Below are 16,891 nucleotides of genomic sequence, written 5' to 3'. Positions count from 1 at the left end.
CCGATCAGACGGTCCGCCGGACAGATGGCCAAGCGTCACGCCACCCAGCCGCTGACGCCGTCGAACAGCAGTTTCAGCCCGACGATGAATACGAAGGCATAGCAGAGGGCGTAGAACGGTTTCTCCGGCACCTTGTCGTGCAGCCATATCCCGGCGCGCATGGCCACCGGGCAGACCGGAGCCAGAACCAGCGCGGTCAGCAGGTTGGTCTGGTTCAGCAGGCCCAGCCAGGCATAGGGCACCAGCTTGGCGTAGTTGACTGCCATGAAGAAGATCACCGTAGTGCCGACGAAGACCCGCTTGTCCAGCCGCAACGGCAGCAGATAGACCTGCAGCGGGGGGCCGCCCGCATGTCCGACAAAGCTGGTGAAACCCGAGACAGCCGCCCAGAAGATACCGCTGACCCGGTTCTCCGGCTTCGCCGCGACGACCGTGCCCCTGCCCCGCCATTGCCTGCGCCAGTGATCCAGCGAGAACAGCACCGCGATGGCCCCGACCATGACGCGGATCATGTGTTCATCCACCAGCCCCGCCGTCAGCGTGGCAATACCGATGCCCAGCACGGCCCCCGGCGCCAGGTAGAGCATCATCGAACGGCTCCAGGACCGGCGATAGCTCCAGACCCCGACCAGGTCCATCAGGCAGAGCAGCGGCAGCATGATGCCGATGGCGGTCAGCGGCGGAACCACCAGGGAGATCGCCGGGGCCGCGACGATGCCGATCCCCGACCCGAAACCGCCCTTGGAGATGCCGACAAGCATCAGGGCGGGGATCGCGACCGCATAGAAGACGGGATCGGTGATCATGGCGCGAGGGATCCGCGCTGACTGTTCGGGAACCGGATCAGTTGCTGCCAGGCCCCAGCGGTTCACCGGAATCGCGCTTGCGCACGGCCTCCTTGAAGCCGACCTGCTCGCTCAGTTCCTTGAACCAGAGCCCCTCCGGGCTGTGGCGGGTGATGCCGTCGAACAGGGTCGCGATCATCTGGGTGTTCTGCATGCCCTGTGCGTCGATGGCCTGATTGATCATCAGCTTCTGCATCATCAGCTGGTTCTTCGGCACGCCGGACATGCGCGCCGCCAGTGCCGTCACGCGCGCGTCCAACTGGTCTGCCGGAACCGACTCCAGCGCCAGACCGATACGCACGGCCTCCGGCCCGTCGATCAGGTCGCCGGTGAAGAGCATCCGCTTGGCCTGCTGCGCGCCGAGACGATGCACCCACATGCCGGTGGACGGACAGCCCCATACCCGTGTCGGCGGATAGCCGATCTTCGCGTCGTCGGCCATGACGATCAGGTCACAGCAGAGCGCGATGTCGCTGCCCCCCGCGACAGCAAAGCCGTGCACCTTGGCAATCGTCGGCTTGTAGCAGCGCCAGAGCGTGGAGAAGGCATCCGTGTTCGCCTTCATCAGGCGATAGTCGATCATCGGATCCCAGGGCATGGACTGGGTATAAACGTTCTCCTGATCGCCCTCCGCATATTGCTTCAGGTCATAGCCGGCGCAGAAGGCGCTGCCTGCACCCTGCAGGATGATCGCATGCACATCGTCGTCATCGTCGGCACGGCGCACTGCCTCTGCCAGTTCCCGCGGCAGGTCGTCGTTGATCGCGTTCATCCGCTCGGGGCGGTTGAGGGTGATCGTCGCCACCCTTTCGCTGACTGCGTAGAGGATCGTGTTCCAGCTCATGCCCGTGTCTCCCCTGCCGGTCAGCCCTGCGCGGCACCGAACCGCCGGGCCCGCCATTTCGCCGGTGCCGGCATCGCCAGAATGCAGAGCGCACCGACACCACACAACCCGGCACCGATGAGGATCGGCAGGTCATAGGTCTGTGCCGCGTCGTACATGTAGCCCGCGATCGGGTTGCCGATCAGCGCACCGATCGCGACGGAGGAATAGACGAACCCAAGGATGCCACCCGCATGACCGACACCGTAATAGTCTGCCACCAGGGCCGGCGCGAGCGCGACGAAGCCGCCGTAGAGCGTGCCGAAGACCACCCCGAAGAAGAGCAGCATCCAGAGCGAGACGGACAGGTACCAGAAGACGAAGATCGCGGCGAGACCGATGAAGAGCCCCAGTACCACCGGCTTGCGCCCGAAACGTTCGGCAATCGGACCCAGGATCATCCGCCCCAGGATGGAGCCGATACCGACCGAGCTGACGACCCAGATTCCCTGCTGTGCCGTCAGTCCCAGGTCCTGTGCGAAGGGTTTCAGGTGAACGAACGGCATGAAAAGACCGATGGAGACCAGCAGGGAGCCAGAATAGACCAGCCAGATCGGCAGGGTCCTGCGGGCGGCCTGGACATCCATTGATTCGGCGGCATCGGCAGCAGCCGGCGGGGTGGCGGCTCCATCGGGAAACTGGCCGCGCCGGGCCGGCGAATTCTCCAGCAGCAGGCCGCTGATCACCCCAAGCACCAGCACCACGCCCGCGAGCACCAGATAGGTCTGCCGCCAGTCGAGCAGCGTGATGAGTTCATGCGCCGCCATCGGGGCGACGAATGTGCCGACACCGATGCCGGTGATGGCCAGGCCGGAGGCTGTGGCGCGGCGGCGCGCGAACCAGCGCTGCACCGCACCGACAGCGGGCACATACATGCAGCCGACGCCGACACCGACCCCCAGCCCGTAGCCCCAGTAGACCTGTTCGATCCGGGTGGCCGTGGCCGCGAAATAGAGGCCCAGCGCCGCGACGATCGCGCCAAAGACCACCACCTGCTTCGGCCCCAGCCGGTCACCCGCGGGACCGGAGAAGGCCCCGAGGAAGAAATAGAGGAACCCGGCGATGCCGAAGACGAAGGATGTATCGCCGCGCGTCGCCCCGAACTCGTTCTGCAACGGGGTGAAGAAGGCGGGAAAGCTGTAGGCCGCGCCGAAGCTGACGAACAGGATGGTGAAGGCGGCCCAGACGATCACCCAGCCGTAGAACATGCCGCCCCCGGCACTTTCGCCTGTCTCTGCCTCTGCCAATTCTCGTCCCTCCCCGGATCGGCCGACAGTTTGTGTGGACGGCAGGCGGAGCGCAACTATCATCGGGGTCACGCTGGTATGACCGTGGGGAGGGGACCGCATGTCCGATTGGCCGGATCAGATCTTCGAGGCGCTGCAGGGTGCCGACGTGCGCCAGATCGCCTATGTTCCGGACGCCGGACACAAGCGGCTTATCGAGCGTGCGCGTGCGGACAGCACCATTCATGCCGTCTCCCTGACGACGGAGGCGGAGGGACCGGCGGTCCTGGCCGGAGCCTGGCTGGGTGGCCAGCGCGGCGCGCTGCTGATGCAGTCGAGCGGCGTCGGCAATTGCCCGAACATGCTGGCGACCACCCAGACCTGCCGCTTCCCGCTGCTGATGCTGGTGACGATGCGGGGCGAGTTCGGGGAATTCAATCCCTGGCAGCTTTCCATGGGGCAGGCCGCCGGACCGATGCTGGAGATGATGGGAACCCGCACCTTCCGGCTGGACGATGCCGCAGACGCGGGGCCGATGACCGCCGCCGCCGCCGCCATGGCGTTCGAGGGGCAGATGGCGGTCGCCGTGCTGATCGCGCAGCGGCTGATCGGCACCAAGAACTTCGGGAAATAGCCCCCGTTCAGTTCGCCTGCATGTCGCGCCAGCGTCCCGGGGTCAGGCCATAGGTCGCCCGGAAGTGCCGCGTCATGTGGCTCTGGTCGGCAAACCCGGCCGCGACGGCGACATCGGCGAGGGAGACGCCCTGCCGCAGCATGAGGCGTGCACGGTCAAGCCGCCGCAGCAGGATGAAGCGACTGGGCGTCACCCCGTATGCGCGCCGGAAGTCGCGGCTGAGGGTGAACCGGTCCACGCCGTGACGGCGCTCGAGATCGCGAATCATCACCGGCGCATCCGCCACCGACATCAGGTCCTCACGCACGCGCCGGATCAGCGGATCGATCCGTTTCCGTCGCCGTGCCTTTCCGGGTGAACCGTGCTGGTCCGAAACGCGCTCGAACAGGTCCGCCATCTGACAGACGGCATCATTGACCGCCAGTTCATCAGGCGCCCCCCCGGACCAGGCATCAAAGACCGAGAGGACGAGTTCGGAAACTGCCTGCGCGTCGTGGACCGGTTCCGGACTGAACGGAAGGGCGGACTGGTCCAGCGCCGCCAGCACATGATCCGGTGACAGGTAGACCGCGCGAAAACCGAATCCCGCCTCGGTTCCGGGACGTCCGTCATGTCTTTCGTCCGGATGCAGCAGAAAGACCTCCCCCGGCAGAGACAGCCTTTCGGCACCGCGATAGGTAAAGCGCTGCACACCCTTGCCCGTGACACCGACCACATAGCCATCATGGCGGTGCGGCGTGAACTGGTGCTCGGGAAAGTCCGCTGCCGCCCATTCGAGGCCAGGCGCGACCTCGCCCCCCGACCAGCGGTTCCCGGCCCGAATGTCCACATCCGGTTCGCTGCACATACGTTCTATCCCCACGCCTCACACACCAGTCAGACTGCGCCCCAGTCTGACGGAGGCGACGATGAACGAAAACCTGTTGGTGCTCTATCTGGCCGCGATCCCGCTGATGGGCAGTCCGGGACCGGCAACCCTGACCGTGGCCGCGACAGCGGCCGCCTTTGGCTCCCGTCCTGCCCTGCCCTACCTCTGCGGGATCATCCTCGGCACTGTCGGGGTGCTGTTGCTGGTCGCGACCGGCGTCACCGGTGCAATCCTGGCCGTGCCGGCACTTGGCTCCGTCATCGCCATCGTCGCGGCGTGCTACATCCTCTATCTCGCCTGGCGCATCGCGACCGCGCCCCCGCTCGGGCAAGGCATGGACGCGGGCAAGCGTCCCTCCCTGACCGCGGGCTTCCTGCTGGCCATTGCCAACCCGAAGGCCTTTGCCGCCATTGGTGCGGTCTTCTCCGGCCATCAGCTGATCGGCGGAGACGTGCTGACCGACAGCCTGGTCAAGATCCTGGCGCTGGCACCGCTGATCGTCCTCATCAACAGCGCCTGGCTCGCATTCGGTTCGCTGATCGCGTCGGCACTGCGGGACCCGCGCCTGTCACGCATGGCCAACATCTGCTTTGCAATCCTGCTCGTCATCTCCGTCGGTTTTGCCTTAGTCTGACGCCATACGGGGATGAGACTGACTGGGGATGACGCCATGACCGACCGCGCGAACAGCTTCGAGATCCGCCGCCGCGAGGTCGCGCAGCGGCTGCTGGACGACAATCCCGACGCCCTTGTCATTGCCGGACTGGGTGCCACGGTCTGGGATCTGACGGCTGCGGGCGACAGGCACAGCACCTTTCCGCTCTGGGGTGCCATGGGCGGTGCGGCGGCGATGGGCCTGGGGCTCGCCCTGGCGCAACCCGAGAAACGCGTGATCGTGGTGACCGGCGATGGCGAACAGCTGATGGGTCTCGGCGCGCTCGCCACGGTGGCGGTGCAGCGCCCTGCCAATCTGGCCATCGTCGTCTTCGACAACGAAAGCTATGGCGAGACCGGCATGCAGGCGACGCACACGGCCGCCGGTGTCGATCTGGCCGGGGTCGCCCGCGCGGCAGGCTTCCCCACCATCGTCAGCGCCAATACCAACGCGGAACTGGATGATGCGCTGCAGACCGTGTCCAGCGGCAAGGGACCTGTATTCGCGTGGCTGAAGGTGCGGGCAGAGGCGTCCCCCTTCGCCCTGCCGCCAAAGGATGGCGCATGGCTGAAGGACCGGTTCCGCCGTCACCTGCTGGGACCGGCTGCCGTCGGGGAGGGCTGAACCCGCGGTTCAGTGCCAGTCAGGACCGGTTTGGTCCCCTGGTGGCAGCTTCGGGTGAAACACCAGCCCGCCAAAGACCATGTCGATGGTCTCGCCATCCGTCGACAGGGGAAGATTCAGCGCCTCGTAGGTATAGAACTTCCTGTCCGGGTAGAAGCTTTCGCCATGCGTCCTGAGCGGTTGCCCGTTCTGGAACATCCAGCGAAAACTGCGATAGATGGCTTCAAGCAGCTCTGGCTCATAGATCTCGTCATAGAACTTGCCGGTTGAATTGCGCCGCATGACGTCGGTGATGCGGGTGCCGAGCAATCGGTACCGCAGCCGCAGCGGGTCGTGAAACACATCAATGAGGATGACGTTGGCCAGGTGAGGCACGATTTCCGCCGGATCGATATCCCGTCGGGACGGAAACTTCCGCCCCCTCTTCTTGCTTTCCCAATATCCGTGCAGTTCCTGCAGCGACTGATCGCGGCACACCATCCCCGGGTCCAGATTGACCCAGAGGTCCTGTGACGGTGATTCCTGATCATGAGCCGGTTCGGTTGAAACCATCTTCCGGGAGGCACCTTCCGTTTGCATCGGGAACAGCAAATCCACTCAGCGATACCATAATACTCCATCAACGCGCATGTGCCAGTGCCGGTGCAGAAGGGCGCGGAGCGGGCAATCATTTCAGAAACAGAATGGGGCGCCGTCTCCGGCGCCCCATGAATTCAATTCAGCTCGTTCCGAAAGCTTCTCACATCGTCTCCGCTTTCAGGAAGGCGATGATATTGTCCAGATCCTTCTGCTTCTTCAGACCGGGGAAGGCCATCTTGTTCTTCGGGATGTAACCGCGCGGATCGGCCAGATAGGCCGCGATGGTCTCCTCGTTCCAGACAATGCCGGAATCCTTCATGGCGTTGGAGAAGCGGAAGCCATCCAGCGTACCGGCAGTGCGCCCGAACACGCCATGCAGCGATGGCCCGACCTTCTTCTTGCCTTCCTCCAGCGAATGGCAGATCGCGCACTTCTTGTAGACCTTCTTGCCGGCCTCGGCATCGCCAGCGGCCTGTGCGGCGCCGGTGCCAAGCGCAAGCGCCATGGTGGCTGCAACTACAAACTTCTTCATGACAACCTCTTTGGTACGTTTATTGGAACCTGCCCCTCAGATAGTTGGCCCCGGACCGAATTCCCAATGGCCAAACGACGCACCGCACATGCTGCATGAACCCGGCCAAGGGGCCTTGCATGTTGACGCCGGGGCACCCCGCAACACCCTGAAAAATCCGACAAAGGCGTTGACGGTTGTTCCGGCAGACGCCCACTATGCCCGCGAAATGGCGTGCCAAGCGCCTGAAACATGTCTGGGAACCATAGCGGGAGACAATTCATGAATATCCGCAATACCTTGCTGGCCGGGGCGGCAGTCCTTGCACTTGCTGCCGGGGCGGCGCAAGCCAAGGAAATGACGTTCGCCTTCCAGGGGGACGCCAATTCCATGGACCCCTACAACCTGAATGAGACCTTCACGCTCGGCTTCATGGCGAACATCTATGAAGGCCTGATCCGGCGCGGTCCCAATCTGGAAATCGAACCGGCCCTGGCGGAAAGCTGGGAGATCATCGAGCCGACGCGCTGGCGTTTCCATCTGCGCAAGGGTGTGAAGTTCCATGGCGGCGAGGATTTCACGGCTGATGACGTGCTGTTTTCCGCGGACCGTGTCCGGGGCGAAGGTTCCGACCTGAAGACCCGCCTGGCCGGCGTCACCGATATCATCAAGGTCGATGACCACACGGTTGATTTCGTGACCGAGGCCGCGAACCCGATCCTGCACTTCGAATGGGCCACCTGGGCCATAATGTCGAAGACCTGGGCGGAAAAGAACGGTGCGGTTTCCGCACAGTCCGCGACCGGTGACCAGGAAAACTTCGCCACCCGCAACGCCAACGGCACCGGCCCGTTCATGCTGCAGAGTCGCGAGGCCGACGTGCAGACCGTGGCCGTCGTCAATCCGAACTGGTGGGACAACGCCAACAAGGAACACAATCTGACCAAGGTCACGCTGAAGCCCATCAGCTCCGACGCGACCCGTGTGGCGGCGCTGCTGTCCGGTCAGGTTGACATGGCCTATCCGATCCCGGTGCAGGACATGAACCGCGTCGACAGCAATTCCGGCACCTCCATGCTGGTGGGCCCGGAACTGCGGACCATCTTCCTCGGCATGGACCAGCATCGCGACGAGCTGCTGTACTCCAATATCAAGGGCAAGAACCCGTTCAAGGACATCAAGGTCCGTGAAGCCATGTATCGCGCCATCGACGTGGAAGCGATCAAGAAGAAGGTGATGCGTGGCCTGTCGGAGCCGAGCGCCCTGATGGTCGCCCCCGGCATCAACGGGTCCGATCCGGCCTTCACGCGGCTGGAACTGGATGTGGATCTGGCCAAGAAGCTGCTGGCTGACGCCGGTTATCCGGACGGTTTCGAAGTCGGCATGGACTGCCCGAACGATCGCTACGTGAATGACGAGGCGATCTGCCAGGCCGTGGTCTCCATGCTGGCCAAGATCGGCGTGAAGGTGAACCTGCTGGCCCAGCCGAAGGCGCTGTACTTCAAGAAGGTCCTGGCCCCCAGCCTGGATACCTCCTTCTACCTGCTGGGCTGGACCCCGGGCTCCTTCGACAGCTGGAACCCGCTGTTCAACCTGCATGGCTGCTACGACGCCGAGACCGGCAATGGCAAGTTCAACCTGGGTCGCTACTGCAACCCTGAAGTGGACGAGCTGACCGCCAAGGTGCTGTCGGAAACCGATGCGGTGAAGCGTAATGCCATGATCCGCGACGCGTGGGTGCACACCACCCGTGACATCGCCTACATCCCGCTGCACCAGCAGGCCCTGGCCTGGGGCGCACGGGACGGTGTGAACGTGAAGCAGCGTGCGGACAACCAGTTCGCATGGCGCCACGTGACCATCGACTGACCGATCAGGAACCGGATGGACTCCGCCGCGATACCCGGCATGGCGGCGGAGTCTCCGTTTCCGTTCGTTCGAAAGACGGCCTGACCGGTGGGAATCCGGTTCAGGCAAGGGTCGGCAACCGCCGCCCCCCTCTCATTTTCCGGGGAAGCTGAATGATCGCCTTCGTCATTCGCCGCCTCTTCCAGGCCCTGCTGGTCATGCTCGTGGTGGCGCTGATCGGGTTCACCATGTTCCGCTATGTCGGCGACCCGGTGGCCCAGATGGTCGGCCAGGACACCTCGCTGGAGGATCGCGCCAAGCTGCGCCAGGACCTGGGCCTGAACGATCCGGTGCCGCTGCAGTTCGCCCGTTTCATCGGCAATACGGTGCAGGGCAAGTTCGGCATTTCCTATCGTATCGGACGCCCGGTGGATGAACTGCTGGCCGACCGGCTGCCCGCGACACTGGAGCTTTCCCTGCTCGCCGCCCTTTTCGCCATCGTGGTCGGCGTGCCGCTGGGGGTCTATACCGGGCTCTATCCACGACGATGGCTATCGCATGTATTCCTGACGGTTTCGCTGATCGGCATATCACTGCCAACCTTTGTCATCGGTATCCTGCTGATCCTGCTCTTCGGCGTGACACTTGGCTGGCTGCCCACGTTCGGGCGCGGCGAGACCGTTGACATCGGCCTCTGGGATACCGGTCTGCTGACGGTCAGTGGCTGGCAGAGCATCATCATGCCGGCCTTCACGCTCGGCATGTTCCAGCTGGCCCTGATCATGCGCCTCGTCCGTTCCGAGATGCTGGAGGTGCTGCGGACGGACTTCGTGAAGTTCGCCCGCGCCCGCGGCCTGTCGAACCGCGCGGTGCACTTCGGCCACGCCCTGAAGAACACGCTGGTCCCGGTCATCACCATCACCGGCCTTCAGGTCGGTTCCCTGATCGCCTTTGCCATCATCACGGAGACGGTGTTCCAGTGGCCCGGCATGGGGCTGCTGTTCCTGCAGGCGATCCAGTTCGTCGATATTCCGGTGATGTCCACCTACCTGATCCTGGTGGCGTTCATCTTCGTGGTGATCAATCTGATCGTGGATCTGCTCTACTACGTCGTCGATCCCAGACTGCGGGTCGAACGCAGCGGCGGGGGTCACTGACATGGGTCCCGTCGCACGCATCCAGGACAACTTCGCGCGCTTCCTCGACAGCGACATCTGGTACAGCTTCCGCACCAGCCCGGTGACGGTAGTTGCCACCGTGCTGGCCATCGTGATGATCGTTGCCGCGGTCATCGCCCCGCTGATCACGCCGCAGGATCCCTTCGATCCGGCCTCCCTCGACCTGCTCGACGCCTTCACGGCACCGGTCTGGACGGAAGACGGGCAATGGCGCTTCCCGCTGGGCACCGATGATCAGGGGCGCGATCTCTATTCGGCGATCCTCTACGGCTCCCGCATCTCCATCGGGGTCGGCTTCGCCTCCGTCATCCTGTCGATCATCATCGGCGTCACGCTGGGACTGATCGCGGGCTATGTCGGCGGCACCACCGATGCCGTGATCATGCGTATCGCCGATGTGCAGATCAGCTTCCCCGCCCTGCTGGTGGCGCTGCTGCTGAACGGCGTACTGCGCTCCGTCCTGCCGGGCAGCAGCCACGAGACGCTGGCGCTGGTGGTCATCATCTTCTCCATCGGCATGTCCATCTGGCCCCAGTTCGCCCGAACCGTCCGGGGGTCGACGATGGTGGAGAAGAGCAAGGAGTACGTGCAGGCGGCCCGGGTCATCGGCCTGTCCAGCCGCGCCATCATGTTCCGCCACGTGCTGCCCAACGTCATGGGGCCGGTACTGGTCATCGGTACCATCAACCTGGCGATTGCCGTGCTGCTGGAGGCCACCCTGTCGTTCCTCGGTGTCGGGGTGCCGCCGACCGAGCCATCGCTCGGCACCCTGATCCGGATCGGGCAGGATTTCCTGTTCTCCGGCGAGTGGTGGATCGTGATCTTCCCCGGTGTCTTCCTGGCGCTGCTGGTCCTGTCGGTCAATCTGCTGGGCGACTGGCTGCGCGACGCCCTGAACCCGAAGCTGAGGTAGCACCATGGCCAATCCTCTGCTGGAAGTCCGAAACCTGCGCGTCGAGTTCCCGACGCGAAAGGGAACGCTGGTCGCGGTGGACGACATCTCGCTCAGTATCGCGCCGGGCGAAGTGCTGGGTGTGGTCGGCGAATCCGGTGCCGGCAAGTCCATGACCGGCGCCGCCATCATCGGCCTGATCGAACCGCCGGGCCGGGTCGCGGATGGCGAGATCCTGCTGGACGGTCGCCGCATCGACAACCTGTCCTATGACGAGATGCGCAAGATCCGGGGCAAGGAGATCGGGGCGATCTTCCAGGATCCGCTGACCAGCCTGAACCCGCTCTACCGGGTGTCGGAGCAACTGATCGAGACCATCACCACGCACATGGACCTGACCGAGAAGCAGGCCCGGGCGCGGGCGCTGGACCTGCTGAAGGAAGTCGGCATTCCCGCGGCGGAGGAACGGCTGGACCACTACCCGCACCAGTTCTCCGGCGGCATGCGCCAGCGCGTCGTCATCGCCCTGGCGCTGTGTGCGGAGCCACGGCTGATCATCGCCGACGAGCCGACGACGGCGCTCGATGTCTCCATTCAGGCCCAGATCATCACCCTGCTGAAACGGCTCTGCCGCGAACACCAGACCGCCATCATGCTGGTAACGCACGACATGGGCGTCATCGCCGAAACGGCGGACCGCGTGGCCGTGATGTATGCGGGACGCATCGCGGAGGTCGGCCCCGTGCAGGACGTCATCAAGCGGGCCCGGCATCCCTATACGGAGGGGCTGATGGGCGCGATCCCGACCATCGGCGGGCGCGATGACCTGCTGACCCAGATCGACGGCTCCATGCCACGTCTGACCGCGATTCCCAATGGCTGCGCCTTTCACCCCCGGTGTCCGAAGGTGCATTTCAAGTGCCACACCGTGCGTCCCGACCTGATCGGCGACGGCAGCCATTCCGCGTCCTGCTGGCTGATGGAGAAACAAGCGGCGCAGGGGGACAGCCAATGACCGATACCCTGCTGAAGGTCGACAATCTGGTCCGCCATTTCGATGTTTCACCGCCCTGGCTGAACCGCGTGATCGAGCGTCGGCCAAGGTCCGTGGTCAAGGCCGTCGATGGTGTCGGCTTCGAGATCGGGCGGGGTGAGACATTCAGCCTGGTGGGCGAGTCCGGTTGCGGCAAGTCCACGGTCGCCCGGCTGGTGGTCGGCCTCTACAACCCCACCGCCGGGAGCCTCGAATTCGACGGCATGGACATCTCCTCCGGTGCCGCGCGATCCCGCAATCGCACGGCCCAGCGCCGGATGCAGATGATCTTCCAGGATCCCTACGCCAGCCTCAATCCGCGCTGGCGGGTGATGGACATCGTCGCGGAGCCGATCCGGTTCAACCGGCTGGTGAAGGGTGACGCCGCGATCCGTGAACGGGTCGGCGAACTGCTGGAACAGGTCGGCCTGTCCGCGGCGGATGGCGAAAAGTACCCGCACGAGTTCTCAGGCGGGCAGCGCCAGCGCATCTCCATCGCCCGCGCGCTTGCGGGATCACCGGAATTCCTTGTCTGCGACGAGCCGACCTCGGCGCTGGACGTCTCGGTGCAGGCCCAGATCCTGAACCTGATGAAGAAGCTGCAGCGGGAACTGGGGCTGACCTACCTGTTCATCAGCCATGACCTGGCCGTGGTCTATCACGTCTCGACCAAGGTCGGTGTGATGTACCTGGGACGGCTGGTGGAATGGGGCGAGACGGAGGTGATCTTCTCCGCGCCACGCCATCCCTACACGCGGATGCTGCTGGACGCGATCCCGGATCTCGACATGTCGGGCCGCGCCCGTACGCCCGTCGCCGGGGAAGTGCCGAGCCCGATCGACCCGCCGTCGGGCTGCGCCTTCCATCCGCGCTGCCCGCTGGCAACCGACCGCTGCAAGCGCGAGGCCCCGAAACCGGTCAGTGTCGGCGCCGCCATGGTCGCCTGTCACGCGGTGGAGGAAGACCGCCTGCCGGAATGGCACGGCTGAGCGCACTGTCATCTGGCTGCGTGTGAAAGTGTAGGGAACACCGGCGTCACCACCCACACGGACGTTGCCGCCGGACCTGATCCGGCGGCCCGGTGTGCCGCACCGACCTCGGAGACTGGGCTCGCGGATCAAGTCCGCGAGCAGCGTGATGGGTGGGGCAGTCTCGCCGAACTCTCCCACCCCACCGACGTCGTACCCGGGCTTGACCCGGGTACCCAGGGTGCCGCACCGGCGTGGGAGACTGGACTCGCGGATCAAGTCCGCGAGCGGCGTGGAGGGAGGGGATCGGTCTCGCCGAACTCTCCCACCCCACCGACGTCGTGCCCGGGCTTGACCCGGGTACCCAGCGCGCCGCACTGGCGTGGGATAGGATCGCAGGGGCCGCTGATCAGGGCTCCCGGCTGAGGCCCATTTCGTCCAGGGTCTCGCAGTAGCGGTCCCAGATCTGCTCGTACTGGTCGCCATATTCATACAGGAAACCCCAGGAGTAGATCCCGGTGTCGTGCCCGTCGTCGAAGCGGATGCGGACAGCGTAGTTTCCGACAGATTCCAGGCTCTCGAAGCCGACATGCAGCTTTCCCGGCACCCACTGGCGCTGTGTCGGGCTGTGGCCGCGCACTTCAGCGGACGGGCTTTCGACCCGCAGGAACTCGGCGGGAAACACGAAGCTGCGACCGTCCTCGAAATCGATCTCCAGCACCTTCTCCGCCTTCTTCAGACGGATTTCGGTCGGCTGTGGCCGCCCGGCCTGATCATACATCTCCATGGATGTCATCAGGCGGCGCCCTCGGCGTCGTCCAGCTTGCGGGCTTCATCCACCAGCATGATCGGGATGCCGTCGCGCACGGGGAATGCCAGACCGGCACGGCGGCTGATCAGTTCCTGTGCCTTCGCGTCATAGTCCAGCGGCCCCTTGGTCAGCGGGCAGACCAGGATCTCCAGCAGCTTCGGGTCCAGCGTGTTCTGTGTCATCTCTTGCCCCATGCCCTGCCCCTGAGGGGCGGTTCCCATCCGGCCAGGCCGGTCGTTTCACTGCACCGGCGAGTCACCATCGCCGGCCATCAGCGACATCTCGATCAGCGTCGTCAGTATATCCGCGCGTTCCGGCACATTCGCAGCCTCCAGCAAGGCCTGCTTCTCGCTGGGGTCGAGCGGCAGCATCATCGAGAGCGAATTGATCAGCGCAACATCGCTCGCCCGTTCCGCAGCTTCCCAGTCCGCCTTCAGCCCCTGCCGGTCGAGGAACATCCGCAGGCTGCCCACCAGACGCTGGCGGTCAACGCTGCGCCCCGCGGTCTCTTCCTCGCCAAAGTCCTCCGGATAATCGGAATAGTCGGCCAGCACCTGTCGGTAGGCCGTGTCGCTTGCCACTTCCTGTGCCACCCTGAACCGGCAGACGCCCGTGAGCGCGATCTGGTAGCGCCCGTCGCCCGTCTCCGCGAATTCGGTGATGCGGCCCAGACAGCCGATGCCATAGATCGGCGGCGTGTAGGTTTCCTCGTCCGTCTCGCGCGGCTGGATCATGCCGATCAACCGGCCACCGGCCATCGCATCGCGGGTCATGGCGAGATAGCGCGGTTCGAAGATGTTCAGCGGCAGCCGCCCGCCAGGCAGCAGGATGGCGCCCCGCAGCGGAAAGATCGCGATTCGCTCCGGCAGGCTCTCCGGCCCGGTCGGGCGATCCGGATTGGCCATGCGTGCGACCTCCCCGGCCTCAGCTGAACATCAGGGTCGAGAGGCGCCGACGGGACTTGAGCGTCAGCGGATCCTTGTTGCCCCAGGCTTCGAAGAGCTGCACCAGCTTCTTGCGAACCGCCTGTTCCTCCCAGTCGCGGTCACGACGGAAGCATTCCAGCAGTTCCGCCACCGCTTCCTCGCGCTGGTCGGCGGCGAGCAGGGCATTGGCATGGTCGAACCGCAGCTGCATGTCGTCGGGCGCGGCCTCCAGCGCGGCGGCGAGGCGGCTGACTTCCTGCATCGCGGCCGGATCGCTCGTCTGCTGCGCCAGTTCCAGCGCGGATTTCGCTCCGGCGATCTCGCCATGGGTGGAAATCGCCACCGGCACCTGGTCGAGGATCTGCTGGGCACCGTCGAAGTCACCCATCAGCACATAGGCCCGGATCAGCCCGGCAAAGGCCTGCGGGCTTTCGGGATTGGCCTGGATCATCTGCGCGAAGGCACCGGCTGCGGTCTCGCCGTCGCCTGCTTCCAGCGCCGCCGTACCGGCCTCCAGGAACTGTTCCTCCGGGCTGGGGCCGATACCACCGGCCACCTTGTCGATGAATTCCCGCACCTGGCTTTCGGGCAGCGCGCCCATGAAGCCATCGACCGGCTGTCCGCCCTTGAAGGCAAAGACGGCCGGGATCGACTGGATGCGCATCTGCTGCGCGATTTCCTGGTTCTCGTCGATGTTGATCTTGACCAGGCGGACCTTGCCGCCCGCTTCCGTCACGACCTTCTCCAGAACCGGGGTCAACTGCTTGCAGGGGCCGCACCATGGCGCCCAGAAGTCCACCAGCACGGGGACTTCCTGCGATGCCTGGATCACATCCTCCATGAAGGTCGCGATGGAACTGTCCTTGATCAGGTCCGCTGCGGCGGCCTGCCCCGGTGCCTGTCCCTGCGGCTGTCCGATGATGGTTTCCATGTCTGTCCTACCTCTGCACGTCAATCCCGGCCCCGGTCGGCGGAGCTGGCCAAGATGTAGGGGGTTCGGCGGTGAAGGGCAATGCGCGGGTTGGGCCAATCAGTCCTGGCGCTCGTCGATCTGGCTCAGAACCGGCTCATGACCGCAGTCGCGGCAGAACGTCAGCAGGTCGGCGGGCGCGATCCGCGTCGTCGCCGTATTGACCAGCGGGTGGGCGTTGACCGGATCGTGCTGCATCAGGTCCGCGTCCAGAATCAGCTTCACCCGCCCCTCGGGGTCATTGATGACCGCAAGGGGCGTGACGGAACCGGGTTCCACGCCCAGAACCTCCATCAGCAGGTCCGGCTTGCCGAAGCTGAAACGGGGCGCCCCCAGCCGTTTCGACAGGGCATTCATGTCCACGCCGCGATCCTCCAGGCAGACAACCAGCCACAGGCCGCCCTTCTTGTCCTTCAGGAACAGGTTCTTGATGTGGCCGCCGGACATCTGGCCACGATGGGCCTTGGCTTCCTCGACCGTGAACACGGCCTCATGCTCGATGGTTTCCGTCGTGATCCCCAGGGCATCCAGGCGGGCCTGCAGGTCTGCGCGCGTTGCGGGCATCAGGTCTCTCCTTCCATGGCGGACTCAGGTGCCCCTGAAGACCGGCTTGCGCTTCGCGGCAATGGCGGCACGTCCTTCAAGGAAATCGTCGGAGGTAAAGCACTCACGCACCCCCTCCATCGCCCGGGCATAGTCCAGGTTGCCCCGCGCGCTGGCGTTCAGGACGTATTTCATCCCCTTGACGGCCAGGGGGGCCATCGCCGCCAGTTCCGCCACGTAACTGGTGACGAAGTCCGCGTGCTGATCCGGATCAATGGCATGATCCAGAAAGCCGCAGGCCTTCATTTCGGTCGCGTCGAAGGTCTCACCGGCCAGGTACAGCCGCTTGGCCGCCGACATGCCGATCCGCTCCTGCGCCCGGCGCAGCCCGTTGATCGGATAGTGGATGCCGAAGCGCGCCGGCGGGATGAAGGTCCGTGCCGTCGTCTTGCCGATTCGAAAGTCGCAGGCCAGCGCCAGATCGGTTCCACCGCCGTAGACGGCGCCGTTCAGGGCACAGACGGTCGCGAAGGGCAATGCCTCCAGCCGCGACGAGATCGTGTCCAGCGGGTTCTCCCACCAGGGAAAGTTCTCGTCCACGCCAGTCAGGTCGGCGCCGGCACAGAACGTCCGCTCCCCCGCCCCGGTCAGAACCAGCACACGGATGGTGCTGTCGGAGCCGAGGTCGTTCAGGGTGTCGGTCAGGTTCCGCATGGCTGCCAGATCCAGCGCATTGTGTTTCTCCGGCTGGTTCAGCCGCAGGGTGACAACACCGCCCTCTCGTGTGACCTGCAATGGATCCACGTGTCTTTCTCCCCCCGGTGGCCGAAAACCCGACCGGTATGTGCATACCGTCGCAGTTTCTTGGCTTTTCCTGTCCAAAAGCACAGTATACGT

At 64.8% G+C, this 16,891-nt stretch carries 20 protein-coding genes; 8 read left to right on the top strand and 12 right to left on the bottom strand.

Annotated features, from left to right (window positions below; all coding sequences use genetic code 11):
- Positions 1-35: 35 nt before the first annotated feature.
- The 3 genes from QGV55_RS02640 to QGV55_RS02630 are packed head-to-tail and all read right to left on the bottom strand — an operon-like array spanning position 36 to position 2,975.
- A complete protein-coding gene (locus tag QGV55_RS02640; protein WP_281018420.1) occupies positions 36-806 on the bottom strand; it encodes a sulfite exporter TauE/SafE family protein in 771 nt (256 codons plus the stop codon).
- Between the two features lie 37 nt (positions 807-843).
- Positions 844-1,689: a crotonase/enoyl-CoA hydratase family protein gene (locus QGV55_RS02635; RefSeq protein ID WP_281018421.1), complete on the bottom strand. Its 846-nt coding sequence runs from the start codon at positions 1,687-1,689 to the stop codon at positions 844-846.
- A 20-nt stretch (positions 1,690-1,709) separates the two neighbouring features.
- On the bottom strand, positions 1,710-2,975 hold the full coding sequence (locus tag QGV55_RS02630) for an MFS transporter (RefSeq protein WP_281018422.1): 1,266 nt from the start codon (positions 2,973-2,975) through the stop codon (positions 1,710-1,712).
- Positions 2,976-3,075: 100 nt separating this feature from the next.
- On the opposite strand from QGV55_RS02630, the gene QGV55_RS02625 reads away from it, so the two are divergent.
- Entirely contained in the window at positions 3,076-3,588 is a 513-nt protein-coding gene (locus QGV55_RS02625; protein ID WP_281018423.1) for a thiamine pyrophosphate-binding protein, read from the top strand.
- A gap of 7 nt (positions 3,589-3,595) precedes the next feature.
- On the opposite strand, the gene QGV55_RS02620 is transcribed toward QGV55_RS02625, so the two are convergent.
- Complete coding sequence (locus tag QGV55_RS02620; RefSeq protein WP_281018424.1) at positions 3,596-4,435, bottom strand: AraC family transcriptional regulator; 840 nt, start codon at positions 4,433-4,435, stop codon at positions 3,596-3,598.
- Between the two features lie 61 nt (positions 4,436-4,496).
- On the opposite strand from QGV55_RS02620, the gene QGV55_RS02615 reads away from it, so the two are divergent.
- Together QGV55_RS02615 and QGV55_RS02610 are read left to right on the top strand one after the other, a co-directional pair.
- The gene (locus QGV55_RS02615) at positions 4,497-5,090 is read left to right on the top strand and encodes a LysE family transporter (protein WP_281018425.1); all 594 of its coding nucleotides are present in this window, start codon (positions 4,497-4,499) and stop codon (positions 5,088-5,090) included.
- A 36-nt stretch (positions 5,091-5,126) separates the two neighbouring features.
- Positions 5,127-5,735, top strand: a complete 609-nt coding sequence (locus QGV55_RS02610) for a thiamine pyrophosphate-dependent enzyme (RefSeq protein ID WP_281018426.1) — start codon at positions 5,127-5,129, stop codon at positions 5,733-5,735.
- Positions 5,736-5,744: 9 nt separating this feature from the next.
- Here the strand turns inward: QGV55_RS02610 and QGV55_RS02605 are convergent, their stop codons facing one another.
- Positions 5,745-6,287 carry a PAS domain-containing protein gene (locus tag QGV55_RS02605; RefSeq protein ID WP_281018427.1) on the bottom strand — a complete coding sequence of 181 codons (543 nt, stop codon included), beginning with the start codon at positions 6,285-6,287 and terminating at the stop codon, positions 5,745-5,747.
- Positions 6,288-6,474: 187 nt separating this feature from the next.
- Positions 6,475-6,846: a cytochrome c family protein gene (locus QGV55_RS02600; protein WP_281018428.1), complete on the bottom strand. Its 372-nt coding sequence runs from the start codon at positions 6,844-6,846 to the stop codon at positions 6,475-6,477.
- Positions 6,847-7,107: 261 nt separating this feature from the next.
- Between QGV55_RS02600 and QGV55_RS02595 the strand changes: the two genes are divergently transcribed.
- The 5 genes from QGV55_RS02595 (at position 7,108) to QGV55_RS02575 (ending at position 12,765) form a co-directional block, all read left to right on the top strand.
- Positions 7,108-8,694 carry an ABC transporter substrate-binding protein gene (locus QGV55_RS02595; protein WP_281018429.1) on the top strand — a complete coding sequence of 529 codons (1,587 nt, stop codon included), beginning with the start codon at positions 7,108-7,110 and terminating at the stop codon, positions 8,692-8,694.
- A gap of 152 nt (positions 8,695-8,846) precedes the next feature.
- Positions 8,847-9,830, top strand: a complete 984-nt coding sequence (locus QGV55_RS02590) for an ABC transporter permease (protein WP_281018430.1) — start codon at positions 8,847-8,849, stop codon at positions 9,828-9,830.
- A 1-nt stretch (position 9,831) separates the two neighbouring features.
- Positions 9,832-10,764 carry an ABC transporter permease gene (locus tag QGV55_RS02585; protein ID WP_281018431.1) on the top strand — a complete coding sequence of 311 codons (933 nt, stop codon included), beginning with the start codon at positions 9,832-9,834 and terminating at the stop codon, positions 10,762-10,764.
- Positions 10,765-10,768: 4 nt separating this feature from the next.
- The gene (locus tag QGV55_RS02580; RefSeq protein ID WP_281018432.1) at positions 10,769-11,758 is read left to right on the top strand and encodes an ABC transporter ATP-binding protein; all 990 of its coding nucleotides are present in this window, start codon (positions 10,769-10,771) and stop codon (positions 11,756-11,758) included.
- Positions 11,755-12,765 carry an oligopeptide/dipeptide ABC transporter ATP-binding protein gene (locus tag QGV55_RS02575; RefSeq protein ID WP_281018433.1) on the top strand — a complete coding sequence of 337 codons (1,011 nt, stop codon included), beginning with the start codon at positions 11,755-11,757 and terminating at the stop codon, positions 12,763-12,765. Before QGV55_RS02580 ends, QGV55_RS02575 begins: the two co-directional genes overlap by 4 nt.
- Before the next feature lie 388 nt (positions 12,766-13,153).
- Here the strand turns inward: QGV55_RS02575 and QGV55_RS02570 are convergent, their stop codons facing one another.
- From QGV55_RS02570 to QGV55_RS02545, 6 genes are all read right to left on the bottom strand, one after another.
- On the bottom strand, positions 13,154-13,540 hold the full coding sequence (locus QGV55_RS02570) for a DUF971 domain-containing protein (protein ID WP_281018434.1): 387 nt from the start codon (positions 13,538-13,540) through the stop codon (positions 13,154-13,156).
- Positions 13,540-13,737 (bottom strand): Trm112 family protein, encoded by a 198-nt coding sequence (locus QGV55_RS02565; protein WP_281018435.1) that lies wholly within the window; start codon positions 13,735-13,737, stop codon positions 13,540-13,542. Before QGV55_RS02565 ends, QGV55_RS02570 begins: the two co-directional genes overlap by 1 nt.
- 57 nt (positions 13,738-13,794) lie before the next feature.
- Positions 13,795-14,460 (bottom strand): LON peptidase substrate-binding domain-containing protein, encoded by a 666-nt coding sequence (locus QGV55_RS02560; RefSeq protein WP_281018436.1) that lies wholly within the window; start codon positions 14,458-14,460, stop codon positions 13,795-13,797.
- Positions 14,461-14,479: 19 nt separating this feature from the next.
- Positions 14,480-15,412: a thioredoxin gene (trxA, locus tag QGV55_RS02555; RefSeq protein ID WP_281018437.1), complete on the bottom strand. Its 933-nt coding sequence runs from the start codon at positions 15,410-15,412 to the stop codon at positions 14,480-14,482.
- A gap of 99 nt (positions 15,413-15,511) precedes the next feature.
- Positions 15,512-16,015 (bottom strand): prolyl-tRNA synthetase associated domain-containing protein, encoded by a 504-nt coding sequence (locus QGV55_RS02550; RefSeq protein ID WP_281018438.1) that lies wholly within the window; start codon positions 16,013-16,015, stop codon positions 15,512-15,514.
- Between the two features lie 24 nt (positions 16,016-16,039).
- Positions 16,040-16,798: an enoyl-CoA hydratase-related protein gene (locus QGV55_RS02545; protein ID WP_281018439.1), complete on the bottom strand. Its 759-nt coding sequence runs from the start codon at positions 16,796-16,798 to the stop codon at positions 16,040-16,042.
- Positions 16,799-16,891 lie beyond the last annotated feature (93 nt).

This window comes from Minwuia sp. IMCC3009 (genome assembly GCF_029909415.1).
In the GTDB taxonomy this organism is placed as follows: Bacteria; Pseudomonadota; Alphaproteobacteria; order Minwuiales; family Minwuiaceae; genus Minwuia.
The sequence above is the reverse complement of the archived record's forward strand: the minus strand, read 5'-3'. Positions and strand labels throughout refer to the sequence as shown.

Bases quoted from the DNA above. Each gene is read 5' to 3' on its own strand.
- QGV55_RS02640 (WP_281018420.1), bottom strand. From the start codon at position 806: ATGATCACCGATCCCGTCTTCTATGCGGTCGCGATCCCCGCCCTGATG.
- QGV55_RS02635 (WP_281018421.1), bottom strand. From the start codon at position 1,689: ATGAGCTGGAACACGATCCTCTACGCAGTCAGCGAAAGGGTGGCGACG.
- QGV55_RS02625 (WP_281018423.1), top strand. From the start codon at position 3,076: ATGTCCGATTGGCCGGATCAGATCTTCGAGGCGCTGCAGGGTGCCGAC.
- QGV55_RS02620 (WP_281018424.1), bottom strand. From the start codon at position 4,435: ATGTGCAGCGAACCGGATGTGGACATTCGGGCCGGGAACCGCTGGTCG.
- QGV55_RS02615 (WP_281018425.1), top strand. From the start codon at position 4,497: ATGAACGAAAACCTGTTGGTGCTCTATCTGGCCGCGATCCCGCTGATG.
- QGV55_RS02610 (WP_281018426.1), top strand. From the start codon at position 5,127: ATGACCGACCGCGCGAACAGCTTCGAGATCCGCCGCCGCGAGGTCGCG.
- QGV55_RS02605 (WP_281018427.1), bottom strand. From the start codon at position 6,287: ATGGTTTCAACCGAACCGGCTCATGATCAGGAATCACCGTCACAGGAC.
- QGV55_RS02600 (WP_281018428.1), bottom strand. From the start codon at position 6,846: ATGAAGAAGTTTGTAGTTGCAGCCACCATGGCGCTTGCGCTTGGCACC.
- QGV55_RS02595 (WP_281018429.1), top strand. From the start codon at position 7,108: ATGAATATCCGCAATACCTTGCTGGCCGGGGCGGCAGTCCTTGCACTT.
- QGV55_RS02590 (WP_281018430.1), top strand. From the start codon at position 8,847: ATGATCGCCTTCGTCATTCGCCGCCTCTTCCAGGCCCTGCTGGTCATG.
- QGV55_RS02585 (WP_281018431.1), top strand. From the start codon at position 9,832: ATGGGTCCCGTCGCACGCATCCAGGACAACTTCGCGCGCTTCCTCGAC.
- QGV55_RS02580 (WP_281018432.1), top strand. From the start codon at position 10,769: ATGGCCAATCCTCTGCTGGAAGTCCGAAACCTGCGCGTCGAGTTCCCG.
- QGV55_RS02575 (WP_281018433.1), top strand. From the start codon at position 11,755: ATGACCGATACCCTGCTGAAGGTCGACAATCTGGTCCGCCATTTCGAT.
- QGV55_RS02570 (WP_281018434.1), bottom strand. From the start codon at position 13,540: ATGACATCCATGGAGATGTATGATCAGGCCGGGCGGCCACAGCCGACC.
- QGV55_RS02565 (WP_281018435.1), bottom strand. From the start codon at position 13,737: ATGACACAGAACACGCTGGACCCGAAGCTGCTGGAGATCCTGGTCTGC.
- QGV55_RS02560 (WP_281018436.1), bottom strand. From the start codon at position 14,460: ATGGCCAATCCGGATCGCCCGACCGGGCCGGAGAGCCTGCCGGAGCGA.
- trxA (WP_281018437.1), bottom strand. From the start codon at position 15,412: ATGGAAACCATCATCGGACAGCCGCAGGGACAGGCACCGGGGCAGGCC.
- QGV55_RS02550 (WP_281018438.1), bottom strand. From the start codon at position 16,015: ATGCCCGCAACGCGCGCAGACCTGCAGGCCCGCCTGGATGCCCTGGGG.